This is a genomic window from Microbacterium flavescens (genome assembly GCF_018588945.1).
Taxonomy (GTDB): domain Bacteria; phylum Actinomycetota; class Actinomycetes; order Actinomycetales; family Microbacteriaceae; genus Microbacterium; species Microbacterium flavescens.
Window position 1 is genome coordinate 190,859 of the sequence record NZ_JAFIWA010000001.1, and the last position, 13,871, is coordinate 204,729.

A 13,871-nucleotide genomic window follows, 5' to 3' on the forward strand; every position below is an offset into this window, starting at 1 on the left:
ATAACAATGTAAGCGCTTGCATTTTCTGCGAGCAGAAGAACGGCCTTCGACGGTGCAGTGCGCCGGCCCGGGCCGGTCTTTACCCAACAGCACTTGAGAGAGGCACACACCGATGAAGGTGAACAAGAAGAGCGCGCTCGCGATCAGCGCGTTCATCGCGGGCGGCGCGCTCGTGCTCTCCGGCTGCGCAAGCGGCGGCGGAGACAACGGCGGCGACGACAGCGAGAATGCAGACACGACCCCCATCACCGTCTGGGTCGACATCGAGCGCAAGCCCGCGCTCGAGGATGTCGCGGCATCCTTCACCGAGGAGACCGGCGTCGAGGTGAAGCTGGTCACCAAGGACTTCGCCACGGTCGACCAGGACTTCATCAGCCAGGTTCCGACCGGCAAGGGCCCCGACGTCATCGTCAGCCCCCACGACAAGCTCGGCGCGTACGTCTCGGCCGGCGTCGTCGCGCCGCTCGAGCTGGGTGACGTCTCCGACGGTTTCGCCGAGGCGGCGCTTCAGGCCATGACGTACGACGGCAAGGTCTACGGCGTGCCGTACTCGATTGAGAACGTCGCCCTGGTCCGCAACGCCGACCTCGTGGCCGAGCCCGTCGAGACGTTCGACGAGGTCATCGCCAACGGCAAGGCCGCGGCCACCGAGTACCCGTTCCTCGTCGGGCTCTCGCCCGAGCAGGGTGACCCGTACCACCTGTACCCGCTGCAGACCTCGTTCGGCTCGCAGGTGTTCGCTCAGAACGCCGACGGCTCGTACGACCCGTCGCAACTGGTGCTCGGCGACGAGGCGGGCGTCGAGTTCGCCACGGCACTCAAGCAGTGGGGCGCCGACGGCATCCTCAACGCCAACATCGACGGTGACAAGGCGCGTGAGTTCTTCATCGCGGGCAAGTCGCCGTACTACCTCACCGGTCCGTGGAACATCCCCGCGATCTCCGAGGCCGGCATCAACTACGCCATCGATCCGCTTCCCAGCGCCGGTGGCGAGGAGGCCCGTCCGTTCGTGGGCGTCAACGGCTTCTTCCTGTCGAGCAAGTCGGAGAACGCTCTCGCGGCGACCGACTTCATCGTGAACTACCTCAGCACCGAGGACGCTCAGATGAGCCTGTTCGAGGTCGGCGGTCGCCCGCCGGCACTGATCGCGGCCTACGAGACGGCTGCCGCAGCCGACCCCGACGTCGAGGCGTTCGGCGCGATCGGCCAGACCGGTGCTCCGATGCCCGCCATCCCCGAGATGGGCGCCGTGTGGTCGGACTGGGGCAATGCAGAGCTCCAGCTGATCAAGGGCGAGGGTGAGCCGGCGCAGGTCTGGGAGACCGCCGCGACCAACATCCAGTCCAAGATCGGCTGACAGCCGAAGTGACAGGCGGGTGGAGCCTCTCACGGCTCCACCCGCCTTCTCTCTACTCTGATCCCGAAGACCTGCGATGAAGGAGCGTCCCTCCATGGCCGATGTGAAGTCCGCCGCGACCAAGCCCGCGGCACCGAGTGCCTGGGGCGACGATCCGTTCCACAAGCCGGCACGGCGACTCACGTCCGGGGGAATCGTCGCCCTCGTCGTGAAGGTCGTGCTGCTCGCGATCATCGACGCCCTCACCGTCTTCGGTGTCTGGGTGCTCGTCGCCAAGGGCGACTGGATCGCCGCCGGCGTGCTGCTCCTGGTCGTCGCCGGGGTGAACTACCTCTACCTGCGCCCCGGACTCCTGCCGGGCAAGTACTTGGCGCCGGGGCTCGCGTTCCTCGCGGTCTTCCAGATCTTCGTGATCATCTACACCGGGTACATCGCCTTCACCAACGCCGGCGACCAGCACAACAGCACCAAGCAGGATGCGATCGAGCAGATCGTCCGCACATCGCAGGAGCGCGTGCCCGACTCGCCCGAGTACACGGTCGAGGTCTACCGGCAGGCCGACCAGTTCGGACTCCTCGTAGCCGAGCCCGGCGGCGGCACCGCCTTCGGCACGAACGAGCAGCCCCTCCAGGACGCCTCCAGCGCGCCCGACGGCTGGGACCAGCTCAACCTCAACCAGATCATCCGCTTCCAGGACGAGGTCCTCGCGCTCAACGTGCCGGTGAGCGACGACATCAACGATGGCACGCTCCGCACATCGGACGGACGAAAGGCCTACGTCTTCACCTCCAGCCTCGAGTACGACGAGGCCGCAGACACCTTCACCAACACCGACACCGGTGAAGTCTTCGCCGATGACGGCGAGGGCAACTTCCGCGCCGAGAGCGGCGAGACCCTCACGCCGGGCTGGCGAGTCGTGATCGGCTGGGACAACTTCGCCTTCGCCTTCACGAACGAGCAGATCCGCGACCCGCTGCTGCGCGTGACGATCTGGACCTTCGTCTTCGCCGCGCTCTCGACGCTCGTCTGCTTCGCGCTGGGTCTCTTCCTCGCGATCGTCCTCAACCACCCGACGCTGCGCGGCAAGAAGATCTACCGCGTGCTGGTGATCCTCCCGTATGCGTTCCCGGCCTACCTCACCGGTCTCGTGTGGGCGGGCATGCTCAACACCGAGTTCGGCTTCATCAACGAGGTGCTGCTCGGCGGCGCCCAGATCCCGTGGCTCGGCGATCCGTGGCTGGCGAGACTCAGCGTCATCTTCGTCAACATGTGGCTCGGCTACGCCTACATGTTCCTCGTCTGCACGGGCGCGCTGCAGTCGCTGCCCGACGACATCGTCGAGGCGGCGAAGATGGACGGCGCCGGCGCCTGGCGCATCTTCCGCTCCGTGAAGATGCCCCTGCTGTTCGTGGCCGTCGCGCCGCTGCTCATCGCGACGTTCGCCTACAACTTCAACAACTTCGGCGTGATCTACATGCTCACCCGAGGCAATCCACGGTTCACCGACACGACGCTCGACATCGGCGCGACGGACATCATGATCACGATGGTCTACAAGGTGGCGTTCGGCGGCGGCGGCGGACGCGACCTCGGCCTCGCGTCGGCCCTCTCCATCCTGATCTTCGTCATCGTCACGATCGTGGCCGTGATCAGCTTCCGGCAGACCAAGGCACTGGAGGACCTGAACTGATGAGCGATCTCAACCAGAATGTCCGCGAGGTCGAGAGCGTCGACCTCTCAGGCGCCGACGGCATCACCGTCTTCGCCCAGAAGCCGACACGCCGCACCAAGACCGACCGCCGACGCTCCTTCCGCGCCTGGTTCGCCGACACCGGCTGGCGCCACCTCGTCGCGTGGGCGGCGATCGTGTTCGCGCTCTTCCCGCTGCTGTACATCCTCTCGGTGTCGCTCAACCCCATCGGCACGCTGACCGGCTCGAACCAGCTGTTCCGGCAGGTCGACTTCACGAACTACATCCGGCTCTTCACCGACCCCGACCTCCCGTACCCGCAGTGGTACGCGAACTCGCTCGTCATCGCGGTCGTCACGAGCGTCTTCACCGTGCTCCTGTGCGCGCTGGGCGCATATGCGTTCTCGCGCATGCGCTTCACGGGTCGCCGCTTCGGCCTGGCCACGCTCCTGGTGCTGCAGATGTTCCCGCAGCTGCTGGCGATCACGGCGATCTTCCTGCTCATGATCCAGATCAGCGACGTGTTCCCGGCCATCGGCCTCGGAACCCACGCCGGCCTGATCATGATCTACCTCGGTGGCGCGCTGGGCGTGAACACGTTCCTCATGTACGGGTTCTTCAACACCGTGCCGACGGCGATCGACGAGGCCGCCAAGATCGACGGCGCGGGCCACGCGCGTGTCTTCTTCACGATCATGCTGCCGCTGGTCACGCCGATCCTCGTCGTCATCGGCCTGCTGACGTTCATCGGCATCATCGGGGAATTCGCCATCGCGAGCGTCATCCTCAACGACCCGGCGCAGCAGACCGTCGCGATCGGGCTGTTCCAGCTGGTCTCCGGCTTCATGTCTCAGAACTGGGGCGTCTTCGCCGCCGGTGCGGTGCTCGCCGCCCTGCCGGTGATGGTCTTCTTCCTCGTGTCACAGCGCTACATCGCCGGCGGTCTGGTCTCGGGCAGCGTGAAGTAGACGGATGCCGCGGACCGCGGCATCCTGGATCTCACAACTCAAGGGCTCTGTCATGGCCTCGGGCCGTGCAACCACGTCGCATCCGGCGGCGCGCGCTGCCGACCCGTTCGAAAGGCATGTCATGACCCTTGTTCCCCATCACGACGGCTCGTCGCTCTATGTGTCGAACCTCGCTCCCGACCTCGGCGAGGTCGTCACCGTGCGGCTGCGTGTTCCTTCAGGCTACGGACCGCTCGCCGCGGTGCGCACCCGCTCGAACCCCGATCACGAGCCGGAGTGGACCGACGCCGCGCCCGCCGGTGCCGCGGACGGCTGGGAGTGGTGGGATGCGCCGGTGACGGTGCGCAACCGCCGGCACGGATATCGATGGATGCTGCAGCACGGCGACGGCCGCGTCGAGTGGCTCAATCAGACCGGCCTGCACCGCATCGAGACCCTCGACGCCGAGGACTTCGCGCTGGTGGCCCATCCGGCACCGCCGGCGTGGCTGAACGAGTCGGTGATGTACCAGGTGTTCCCCGACCGGTTCGCCCGCTCGGCGGAGGCGGATGCGCACCCCGCGCCGGCGTGGGCGATCCCCGCGCAGTGGACCGACCCGGTCGATCCGGTGATGCCGGCGCGCTCGCAGCAGTTCTACGGCGGCGACCTCCCCGGGCTGATCGACAAGCTCGATCACCTGGTGTCGCTGGGCGTGAACCTGCTCTACCTCACCCCGGTGTTCCCGGCCGAGTCCAACCACCGCTACGACGCGGGCAGCTTCGAGCGCGTCGACCCTCTGCTGGGCGGGGACGCGGCGTACGTCCGGCTCGTCGAGGAGGCGCATGGCCGCGGCATCCGCGTGATCGGCGATCTCACGAGCAACCACTCGGGCGACAGCCACGAGTGGTTCCGGGCGGCTCTCGGGCACCCGGGGGCGCCCGAGGAGGACTTCTACTACTTCACCGACGACGCGAACACCGAGTACGTCTCGTGGCTCGGGTACGCCAGCCTGCCGAAGTTCGACTGGTCGTCGGAGGAGCTGCGTCGCCGCTTCGTCACGGACCAGGACTCGGTCGTGGCGAAGTGGCTGAAGCCGCCGTACAACGCCGACGGCTGGCGCATCGACGTGGCGAACATGACCGGGCGCCTCGGCGACGTCGACCTGAACGCCGAGGTTCGGCAACTGCTGCGCGAGACCATGCTCGAGATCAACCCCGACACGATCCTGCTGGGCGAGTCGACCAATGACGCCGTGAGCGACCTGCAGGGCGACGGCTGGCACGGGGCGATGACGTACCCGTCGTTCACGCGGCCGGTGTGGGGATGGCTCAGCGAGCCGACCGGCACGCCGTATCTCGACGCCGAGGGCCGCGAGATGACGGAGTCGTGGTTCTTCGGCCAGCCGATCGGCGGCATCCCGCGCTACACGGCGCGCGACTTCGCCGAGGCCGTCACGCGGTTCACGGCCGGCATCCCGTGGCGCGTGCGCCTGGGCAACATGCAGCCCCTGGACACCCATGACACCGCTCGCTTCGCGACCAACGCGGCGCCCGGCACGGTCCCGGTCGCGGGCGGCCTCTCGCTCACGATGCCGGGACTGCCCGTGGTGTTCGCGGGCGACGAGTTCGGACTGGTCGGAGCCGACGGCGAGGCCAGTCGCACGCCGATGCCGTGGGGGACCGAAGGCGACCCCGAGGTCGCCGAGCGCCTCGCCCTCTATCGCGAGCTCATCGCGCTGCGACGCCGCCATCCGGCGCTCCACGACGGCGGATTCCGCTGGGTTCACGTCGACGACGAGACAGTGGTGTTCGCGCGGGAGTCTACGGAGCAGAGCGTGCTCGTCCTCGCCACGCGAGGAGATGCGGATGCCGCGATCCCGGCGGGCGCGCTCCCGGGCGCGGAGTCCGCCGAGGCCGCGTTCGGCGACGTGACGCTCGCGGTGGCCGACGACGGGTCGGTGCTCCTGTCCGCCGACGGCCCCGCGTTCGCGGTGTGGATCCTGCCCGGCGTGAGCGCGCCGGCGCCGGTGTCGGCGGTGGTGCACGAGGCCGCCGACGTCCCGCGCGGGGTCGTCGGCGCCGACGAGCACACCCCGGCCGAGATCGTGAAGGAGGGGGACTGACCGGGCGTTCCTGATTCCACAGGTGCGTGACACGGGGTCGCGGCATCGGGCACACTGAGTGCCATGTCAGCGTTGACCACCATAGGCCTGCCCGTGGCCCTCGGAATCATCATGTTCGGCCTCGGCCTGAGCCTCACCCTGGGCGACTTCGCCCGTGTCCTGAAGCAGCCGAAGGCGGTGATCGTCGCGCTGCTCTGCCAGCTGATCCTGCTGCCCGCGATCTGCTTCGGTCTCGTGCTGGCGTTCCAGCTGCCACCGGTGCTCGCGGTCGGCATGATGATGCTCGCCGCATCGCCCGGCGGCACCACCGCGAACCTGTACAGCCACCTGTTCCGGGGCGACGTCGCCCTGAACATCTCGCTGACGGCGGTCAACTCGGTGATCTCGGTGGTGACTCTGCCCCTCATCACCAACTTCGCGATCGTCTACTTCAACCCCTTCGACAGCCAGCTGGGCATGCAGTGGTCGAAGGTGCTCGAGGTGTTCGCGATCGTGCTCGTTCCGGTCGCGATCGGAATGGTCGTACGGCGGCTGTGGCCCGCGTTCGCGAAGGCGATGGACAAGCCGGTGCGCATCGCGTCGATCATCATCCTGATCGTCGTCATCGCCGGCGCGGTGGCGTCCAACTGGACGCTGCTCGTCGAGAACTTCGCACGGCTGTCGATCATCACGATCGTCTTCTGCCTGATCAGCCTCACCATCGGCTACCTCGTGCCCCGGCTGCTCAAGGTCGGCAAGCGACAGGCGATCGCGGCATCCTTCGAGATCGGCATCCACAACGCCACGCTGGCCATCGTCATCGCGCAGACCGTCCTGGGGTCGGTCGAACTTAGCCTGCCGGCGGCCGTCTACGGCGTGCTGATGTTCTTCATCGCGTTCGGCTTCGGCTTCCTCATCCGCGAGCGCGGGAGTGCGTCCGACGACGAGCTCGCCGACGTGGACGACGCGGCGGAGCCGGCCACCCCCCGCTGACCCTCCCGCTGATCGAGTGCCCGCGGCGCACCCCTCCCGCTGATCGAGTGCCCGCGGCGCACACCTCCCGCTGATCGAGTGCCCGCGAAGCGGGTGTATCGAGATCGCCCCACGTTCGTAGACTGGGCGCGAGGAGGTGCCATGCGCCCACTGACCGAAGACGACGTGCGTTCCGCGTTCGTGAACGCCTCACCCGACGAGCTGCGACTGGTCGCCCTGCCGACCGACTTCCTGCTGGCCGACTGGGATCACCTCGACTTCCTCGCGTGGCGCGACCCGCGCACGCGCGGCCGCGGCTACGTGATCGCCGAGGTCGACGGCGAGCCGAGAGGCGTGGTGCTGCGCGCGGCCGACGGCACGTCGAGCGCCCGTTCGGCGATGTGCAACCTCTGCCACACGATGCAGCCGGCTGATCAGGTCGCGCTCTTCACCGCGCGCAAAGCGGGGGATGCCGGTCACGCCGGCGACAGCGTGGGCACCTACATCTGCACCGACCTCTCGTGCCATGAGAACGTCCGGCTCGCGCTTCCGCTCGCTCCGAATGAGGTGCGCGCGAGCGTGGACCTGAAGATCGACGGCACCCGTCGCCGTGCAGAGGCGTTCGTCGAGCGCGTGCTCGAGACCGCCGGGAGCCGGCGATGACCACCGGGCGCGTGGTCGTGGTGGGCGATGCGCTCATCGACGAGCTGCGCGACGACAACGGTGTCCGCGAGTTCGTCGGAGGAGCTGCGCTCAACGTCGCTGTCGGTTTGTCCCGCCTCGGGGTTCCCACGACGCTCCTCGCGATGGTCGGCGACGACGAGGCCGGCGATCACATTCGGTCGTACCTGCGCGACTACGGCGTCGACCTCGTGGCCACTCCGTCGCCGCTCGGCACGGCCCGTGCCATCAGCGTGCGCGCGGGGGGAGGCGAGCCGGAGTACGTCTTCAACGAAGCGTCGCAGCAGCGCCGCATCCGCTTCGGTGCCGACGAGAAGAGCGCCATCTCGGACGCGCCCGTCGTGGTCGTCAGCTGTTTCGCTTTCGACGATGCCGAGCAGACGGCGGAACTCACCGATGCGCTGCGGGAAGCGCGGGTGCCCGTCGCGATCGACCCGAACCCCCGCAGCGGCATGCTGCGCGACGAGGACGCCTTCGTCCGCGGGTTCGAGCGGCTCGCCGCCGGTGCGACCCTGGTGAAGGTCGGCGAGGACGACGCGACGCTGCTCTATCGCCAGCCCCTCGACTGGCTGCGTGAGCGTCTGGTCGACCTCGGAGTCGCGGTCGTCCTGGCGACGGAAGGCGCGGCAGGTGCGACCCTCGAGAGCGGCGATGTCGTGGTGACCGCCCCGGTGTCCGCGCTTCCCGGCAGGATCGTCGACACGATGGGCGCGGGCGACGCCGCCTTCGCGGCGGCCGTCGAGGCGGTGCTCGACCGCGAGCCGCAGATCGAAGAAGAGTGGGCCGAGACGCTGAAGAGTGCGATGGATGCCGCGGCCGCGACCTGCCGTTTCGAAGGGGCGCTGCTGCGCACCCCGGCGGCGCTCAATGCACTCGATATGGACCGGCTCGGCACCTGATCGATCCGGCTCGCGAGCCGATTTCGAGCAGTGGGTGAGACAGCGTAAGATGTGTAATCGCGCCTCCGGTCGTCTGTACAAGTCGGACGGATGCGTCTGGCGAGTTACCCAAGCGGCCAAAGGGATCTGACTGTAAATCAGACTGCTCAGCATTCGGGGGTTCGAATCCCTCACTCGCCACAGAAGCCCCCTTCGCGGGGGCTTCTTTCGTTTAACCGGCGCGCCACTGGGAAGCGACCGGCGAGAGGGACCGAGCCTGGTCGACGGGGGGCCGGCGGGCACGACGGACGCATCGCGCGGCGCTAGGTCGCACGACGCCGCGCGAGGATCCAGACGGCGAAAGCTGCGATGGCCCCGACCATGGTGCCTGCGATGATGCCGGCCGTCCACCCCTGGTCGACAGGGCGCGGTTCCACCACCCACTCCGGGACCAGATCCCGCGCCAGGTCGGCGGAGCCGATCGAAGCCCCGGTGAAACCCGATTCGTAGGTCGAGAAGGTCTCAACGGCGCCCGTGTCCGCATCCAGCCACTGGAACTTCGCGCTGTTGTCGTCGGCGTATGTCTGCAGCACGATCGTTCCGTCGTCGCGCCAGCCGAGGGCCGCCGCGTACTCCACGCCCGCCAGCCGGTGCAGCGTCGTCGCGCCGGTCGAGGGCTCGGAGATCTGCATCGTCGCGGAGGTCGTCAGCCTCCTGCCCGCAGGTTCATCCACCCGCTCGCTTTCGTGGACGAGTGTCACAAGGCGCGTGCCATCGGGCGACCAGGCGTCGTCTCCTAACGCCTGCCCCTTCAGTTCAGAAGGGAGTTCGCGGAGATCGCGCCCAGCGGCATCCATCACCACCGGGCCCTCCGACGTTTGCGCTGCGACGCGGCTGCCGTCCGGTGACACAGCCGCGGACGTCACCCGCTCGAGCGAATACTCGAGCAGGTCGCCCGTCGACAGGTCGAGCATCGCCAGCGTGCCGCTCATTGCCGGATCGGTGTACCTGCTCAGCTCACCATCACCCACGAGCACCAGGACGTGATCGCCGTCGGAGGCGATGCTCAACGGCACCGCGCTGCGCCCGACCCCGATCTCAACCTCTCGTGTGGTCCCGTCGACGAAGGATTGGACGGCGACGCTGCCATGACCGTTCGCGCCCGCGATCACAGCGAACGTCCCATCGGCCGACAGCACCATGGCCGCCGGGTCGCCCTGGTCAGTCGGAGTCGAACGCCCCTCCGCGATCCCGATGCGCCGGTACGTGCTGCCGTCGACGCCGAGCGCCACGGCCTGCGGGAAGTCCATGAACTCCACTCCGATGCCGTTCTGGTAGATCACCGACGCCGCCACCCCGAGGTCGCCGTGCGCGGTGAACCACGTGTAGGTCGCGACCTCGTCAGGAAACACGACGTCGCTGGCGGGAGGAGGGGCCAACGATGCGATCGCCGCGGGAGCGACGGCTGCGACGAATCCGAGTGCACCGGCGATCAGCGCGGGCAGGATCGGGTCGCGCCGTCCCGGCCGCACCGCGGCCGGTGTGTCGGCAGCGGCTGTCAGCGTCGTCATCGCACCTCCCCCTGCACGCTAGCGGAGGCAAGTGGCTATACGGGCTTTCGGAGAACCGTGAATCGGTCGTGGTGCTCGACGGGGGAGAAACCGCGAATATCGAACATCGACCGCGGCCCGCAGAAAGACGTCGAATCGTCGCCGAGCTCCGTACGGCGTGGGTATCCCTCGATATATCGCGCCCCGCGCGCCTCGCCGTCTCGGATGACGCGGTCCAGAAGCGCCGACGCCACTCCATGGCGTCGGAACGGCGGAGCGATCACGAAGCACGACACTCCCAGGACGGTTCCTGGAGAGGGGCCATCGCGATCGATGCCGTCGTACTTCGCGTACGTCGATCGGTGCGATGCGTTGACCCAGCCCGCCGGTCGGCCACCGACGTACGCGAGATACCCCAGCGTGACTCCGGACCGTAGCCGCTCAACCATATCTGCGCGCACATCGCGCCACGGCCGCTCGGGCGTGTCGCCGGTGTGAGGGTGCAGGCAGTAGCACGACCCCCAGTCGGGGTTGTCTGGAAAGGCATCGCGATCGAAGAACCGAAGCCAATCGTCGATGCGCTCTTCGGTGACGGGATGCACCTCGATCGGCCCGATCGACGGAAGCCGCTCGAGCGGTCCGTCCGCACGGACGGAGGCCTCCGCGAAATTGCGCGCCCACACCAGCAATTCCTCATCGGGATAGGACACGTCGTGGGTTGCACGCACGTGTTCGAGGAACCTGTCGAGGAGTTCCTCGAGGGTGTCGCCGTCAAATCGGACATCGTTCTCGAAACACTCGACCCACATGCCGGGCTCACCTTCCAGATCGCTCGCGCTGCGACGCTCGCCGTCTCTCGTCCAACCGGCCGATCGCCGCGATCTCACCAGCGTCCAGACGAATCCGTCCCGAAGCAAGGGCTTGCGTGAACGTGCCAGGATAAGCGTGCGGACGCAGTGCCCCGCGAGAGAGAGGACCGCCATGACCGTGCCCGATCCCCACGCCCCGGCCCACCCGCAGGAGGCTGACGCGCCTGTCTCGTCGCTGCTGCGCGCGGCGATCTGGGTCGCCATCGGCGCCCTCATCGCCTCGGCGATCGTCTGCGTCGTGTGGGTGCTGGTGGGCGATCAGAACGACATCGTCGGCAAGGCGTTCCTCACGATCCTCCTGCTCGTCGCGTTCGCAGGCGTCACCATCCTCGACGCGCATCTCGCGCCGCGGCGGCCGGCCTGGTTCGCGCTCGCGAGCATGGGCACCTGGATCCTCATCCTCCTGATCGGCGCCGTGCTGATCTGGATGCCGGAGCGCTACTCGTGGGACGGCTTCACCCGGTTCGTCCAGTTCCTCTTCATCGTGCTGATCCTGCAGCTCGCACTGCTGCACGTGCGCCTCTACATGAAGGCACTGCAGCGGTACGACACGCCGTTCACCCGCACCGTCGCGATCATCACGATCGTGTTGGTGGTGGCGCTCGTCGTGCTGCTGATCCTGCCGCTGATGCTGAGCGAGTACCTCTGGTTCCCCGACATCTACTGGCGCGTCGTGGTCGCCGTCGCGATTCTGGCAGCGGTGGGCACGGCCCTCATTCCGCTCGTCAACGTGCTGTTCGCGCCGAAGCGGCCCCGGGCTGCGGCGCTGCCGCCATACGGCGCACTGGCGGCGGCTGCTGCGCCCGCCGCCGGCGCACCGCAGCAGGAGCTGCTGCCGTGGCCGAACTACGTCGACGGCATCACGCCGCTGCCGATGCTGCCCGACGGCTCGCCCGACTGGAACGCCTACTACTCGGGCTACCCGACTCCGGGAGCGCACGTGTTCGGTACCCCCCAGGCTGCGCCGCAGCCGGCACCCGCCTCGCCGGAGCCCGCCGCCCCGTCCGCCCCGTCCGCGCCCGCGCAGTCGCCCGGCTACGAGGGCTACCCGCCCCCGCCGCCGCTTCCGCCGCACCAGTAGTCGGGACGCTGCGGGCCGGGCCGGCGCGTCTCCCGATCAGGCCCGCAGCAGCTCCGCCGCGGCCATCGCCGCGTTGTGGCCGCCGATCCCGCTGACCGCTCCGCCGCGGCGGGCTCCCGACCCGCACAGCAGGATGCGGTCGTGCGCGGTCGCGACGCCCCAGCGCTGCCCCGGAGTCTCGAGCGGCTCATCGTCGCTCGCCCACGGCCACGACAGCGGACCATGGAAGATGTCGCCGGCGGTCATCCCGAGCGAGTCCTCGAGGTCGGCCGTGGTCCGCGCCTCGATGCAGGGCGACCCATCGGGGGCCTCGAAAACGACGTCGGCGATCGGCTCGGCCAGCACGGAGTCGAGCGAAGCCTGGGCGGCCGCGAGCAGCGCCGAGCGCGCGGCATCCCGATCCTGCCCTGCCACCAGCCGATGCGGCACCTGCAGGCCGAACAAGGTCAGGGTCTGCGCGCCCGATGCCTTCAGCTCGGGACCGAGGATCGACGGATCGGTGAGCGAGTGGCAGTAGATCTCGGCCGGAAGCGGATCCGGGATGCCGCCACCCGCCGCCGTCCGATGCGCGTCGTCGAGCTGGGTCATCGTCTCGTTGATGTGGAACGTGCCGGCGAACGCGGCCGCCGGGTCGACGGACGCGTCGCGCAGCCGGGGGAGCCGCCGCAGCAGCATGTTCACCTTGACCTGGGCGCCCTCGGGCACGTCGGCTGCCGGCTCGCCCGCGCCGCCGAGCAGCCGGTCGAGGACCGCGGGTCCGACGCCGCTCAGCACGACGCGTCCGCGCAGCACCTCGGCGCGCTCGCCGTCGCGCACCACCTCGACCTCGCCGTCGGGCGAGATGGACGTGACGTCGGCACGTGTGCGCAGTTCGGCTCCCGCCGCTCGCGCCGCGCGCTCGAGCTCACCGCTGACCGCTCCCATGCCGCCGACCGGCACGTCCCAGTCGCCGGTGCCGCCGCCGATCACGTGGTAGAGGAAGCACCGGTTCTGGCGGAGGCTCTCGTCGTCAGCGGACGAGTAGGTGCCGATGAGCCCGTCCGTCAGCGCGATGCCACGGGTGATGTCGGTCTCGAACGACGAGCGCAGCAGGGCCCCGAGCGGACGCTCCACGAGGTCGGCCCACACGTCGCCCATGAGGCTGCGCACGGAGCCCGCGCGCAGGAGTGGCTCGGTGACCGTGGGGAACAGCCCTTGGGCGACCGGCGCCAGGCGCTCGTAGAACGCGGCGAAGCGATCGGCCTCACTCGTGCTCCCGGTGACGCGGGCGAACGAGGACGCGGTGGCCGCGGCATCCGCTGTATCGATCAGGATGCCGCGCGACGGGTCGCCGGGATCGGGCGTGTAAGAGGAGTACCTGCGCCGCTTCAGCCGGATGTCGAGGCCGAGGTCGTCGATGACGCGCTGCGGCAGCAGGCTGACGAGGTACGAGTAGCGCGAGAGCCGGGCGTCAACGCCGGCCCACGGACGCTCCGAGACGGCAGCGCCGCCGACATGGTCGAGGCGTTCGAGCACGACGACCGAATGCCCGGCTCGAGCCAGGTAGGCGGCGGCGACGAGGCCGTTGTGGCCTCCGCCGACGATCACGACGTCATGGGTGTGTGCGCGGGCATCCTCGGCCATCCCCCCACGCTAGCCCGGACTCGTGCGCGACTCGGGCCTGTCCCCCGCATCGAGAGAGCGGATGCCTCGCCCGGCGACCCTCAGATCGCAGGCCCCACCCCCTCATTTTCCGACGGGCGATC

11 protein-coding genes and 1 tRNA gene are annotated in these 13,871 nt (G+C 68.8%); 9 read left to right on the forward strand and 3 right to left on the reverse strand.

Going from position 1 to position 13,871, the window contains the following annotated elements; all coding sequences use genetic code 11:
• Window positions 1-112: 112 nt before the first annotated feature.
• From JX005_RS00870 to JX005_RS00905, 8 genes are all read left to right on the forward strand, one after another.
• A complete protein-coding gene (locus JX005_RS00870) occupies window positions 113-1,357 on the forward strand; it encodes a sugar ABC transporter substrate-binding protein (protein ID WP_214465498.1) in 1,245 nt (414 codons plus the stop codon).
• A 94-nt stretch (window positions 1,358-1,451) separates the two neighbouring features.
• Window positions 1,452-3,047, forward strand: coding sequence for an ABC transporter permease subunit (locus tag JX005_RS00875; RefSeq protein ID WP_214465499.1), 1,596 nt, complete (start codon window positions 1,452-1,454; stop codon window positions 3,045-3,047).
• Window positions 3,047-4,015 (forward strand): sugar ABC transporter permease, encoded by a 969-nt coding sequence (locus JX005_RS00880; protein ID WP_214465500.1) that lies wholly within the window; start codon window positions 3,047-3,049, stop codon window positions 4,013-4,015. Before JX005_RS00875 ends, JX005_RS00880 begins: the two co-directional genes overlap by 1 nt.
• 121 nt (window positions 4,016-4,136) lie before the next feature.
• Entirely contained in the window at window positions 4,137-6,116 is a 1,980-nt protein-coding gene (locus JX005_RS00885) for an alpha-amylase family glycosyl hydrolase (RefSeq protein ID WP_214465501.1), read from the forward strand.
• Between the two features lie 63 nt (window positions 6,117-6,179).
• Window positions 6,180-7,088: a bile acid:sodium symporter family protein gene (locus JX005_RS00890; protein ID WP_214465502.1), complete on the forward strand. Its 909-nt coding sequence runs from the start codon at window positions 6,180-6,182 to the stop codon at window positions 7,086-7,088.
• Window positions 7,089-7,229: 141 nt separating this feature from the next.
• Window positions 7,230-7,730 carry an FBP domain-containing protein gene (locus JX005_RS00895; protein WP_214465503.1) on the forward strand — a complete coding sequence of 167 codons (501 nt, stop codon included), beginning with the start codon at window positions 7,230-7,232 and terminating at the stop codon, window positions 7,728-7,730.
• The gene (locus JX005_RS00900) at window positions 7,727-8,647 is read left to right on the forward strand and encodes a PfkB family carbohydrate kinase (RefSeq protein ID WP_214465504.1); all 921 of its coding nucleotides are present in this window, start codon (window positions 7,727-7,729) and stop codon (window positions 8,645-8,647) included. The genes JX005_RS00895 and JX005_RS00900 overlap by 4 nt, the downstream gene beginning before the upstream one ends.
• Window positions 8,648-8,745: 98 nt before the next feature.
• A tRNA-Tyr gene (locus tag JX005_RS00905) sits at window positions 8,746-8,827 on the forward strand.
• Between the two features lie 122 nt (window positions 8,828-8,949).
• Here JX005_RS00905 and JX005_RS00910 read toward each other — a convergent pair.
• Together JX005_RS00910 and JX005_RS00915 are read right to left on the reverse strand one after the other, a co-directional pair.
• On the reverse strand, window positions 8,950-10,197 hold the full coding sequence (locus tag JX005_RS00910) for a WD40 repeat domain-containing protein (protein WP_214465506.1): 1,248 nt from the start codon (window positions 10,195-10,197) through the stop codon (window positions 8,950-8,952).
• A gap of 35 nt (window positions 10,198-10,232) precedes the next feature.
• Window positions 10,233-11,159 carry a GNAT family N-acetyltransferase gene (locus JX005_RS00915; protein WP_214465507.1) on the reverse strand — a complete coding sequence of 309 codons (927 nt, stop codon included), beginning with the start codon at window positions 11,157-11,159 and terminating at the stop codon, window positions 10,233-10,235.
• Here JX005_RS00915 and JX005_RS00920 point away from each other — a divergent pair.
• Window positions 11,158-12,126: a hypothetical protein gene (locus JX005_RS00920; RefSeq protein ID WP_214465508.1), complete on the forward strand. Its 969-nt coding sequence runs from the start codon at window positions 11,158-11,160 to the stop codon at window positions 12,124-12,126. The genes JX005_RS00915 and JX005_RS00920 overlap by 2 nt on opposite strands.
• A 36-nt stretch (window positions 12,127-12,162) precedes the next feature.
• Here JX005_RS00920 and JX005_RS00925 read toward each other — a convergent pair whose 3' ends face one another.
• Window positions 12,163-13,749, reverse strand: coding sequence for a phytoene desaturase family protein (locus JX005_RS00925; RefSeq protein ID WP_214465509.1), 1,587 nt, complete (start codon window positions 13,747-13,749; stop codon window positions 12,163-12,165).
• Between the last annotated feature and the right edge of the window lie 122 nt (window positions 13,750-13,871).

Excerpts from the sequence above, each read along its gene's own strand:
- JX005_RS00870 (WP_214465498.1), top strand. The coding sequence starts at position 113 with ATGAAGGTGAACAAGAAGAGCGCGCTCGCGATCAGCGCGTTCATCGCG.
- JX005_RS00875 (WP_214465499.1), top strand. The coding sequence starts at position 1,452 with ATGGCCGATGTGAAGTCCGCCGCGACCAAGCCCGCGGCACCGAGTGCC.
- JX005_RS00880 (WP_214465500.1), top strand. The coding sequence starts at position 3,047 with ATGAGCGATCTCAACCAGAATGTCCGCGAGGTCGAGAGCGTCGACCTC.
- JX005_RS00885 (WP_214465501.1), top strand. The coding sequence starts at position 4,137 with ATGACCCTTGTTCCCCATCACGACGGCTCGTCGCTCTATGTGTCGAAC.
- JX005_RS00890 (WP_214465502.1), top strand. The coding sequence starts at position 6,180 with ATGTCAGCGTTGACCACCATAGGCCTGCCCGTGGCCCTCGGAATCATC.
- JX005_RS00895 (WP_214465503.1), top strand. The coding sequence starts at position 7,230 with ATGCGCCCACTGACCGAAGACGACGTGCGTTCCGCGTTCGTGAACGCC.
- JX005_RS00900 (WP_214465504.1), top strand. The coding sequence starts at position 7,727 with ATGACCACCGGGCGCGTGGTCGTGGTGGGCGATGCGCTCATCGACGAG.
- JX005_RS00910 (WP_214465506.1), bottom strand. The coding sequence starts at position 10,197 with ATGACGACGCTGACAGCCGCTGCCGACACACCGGCCGCGGTGCGGCCG.
- JX005_RS00920 (WP_214465508.1), top strand. The coding sequence starts at position 11,158 with ATGACCGTGCCCGATCCCCACGCCCCGGCCCACCCGCAGGAGGCTGAC.
- JX005_RS00915 (WP_214465507.1), bottom strand. The coding sequence starts at position 11,159 with ATGGCGGTCCTCTCTCTCGCGGGGCACTGCGTCCGCACGCTTATCCTG.
- JX005_RS00925 (WP_214465509.1), bottom strand. The coding sequence starts at position 13,749 with ATGGCCGAGGATGCCCGCGCACACACCCATGACGTCGTGATCGTCGGC.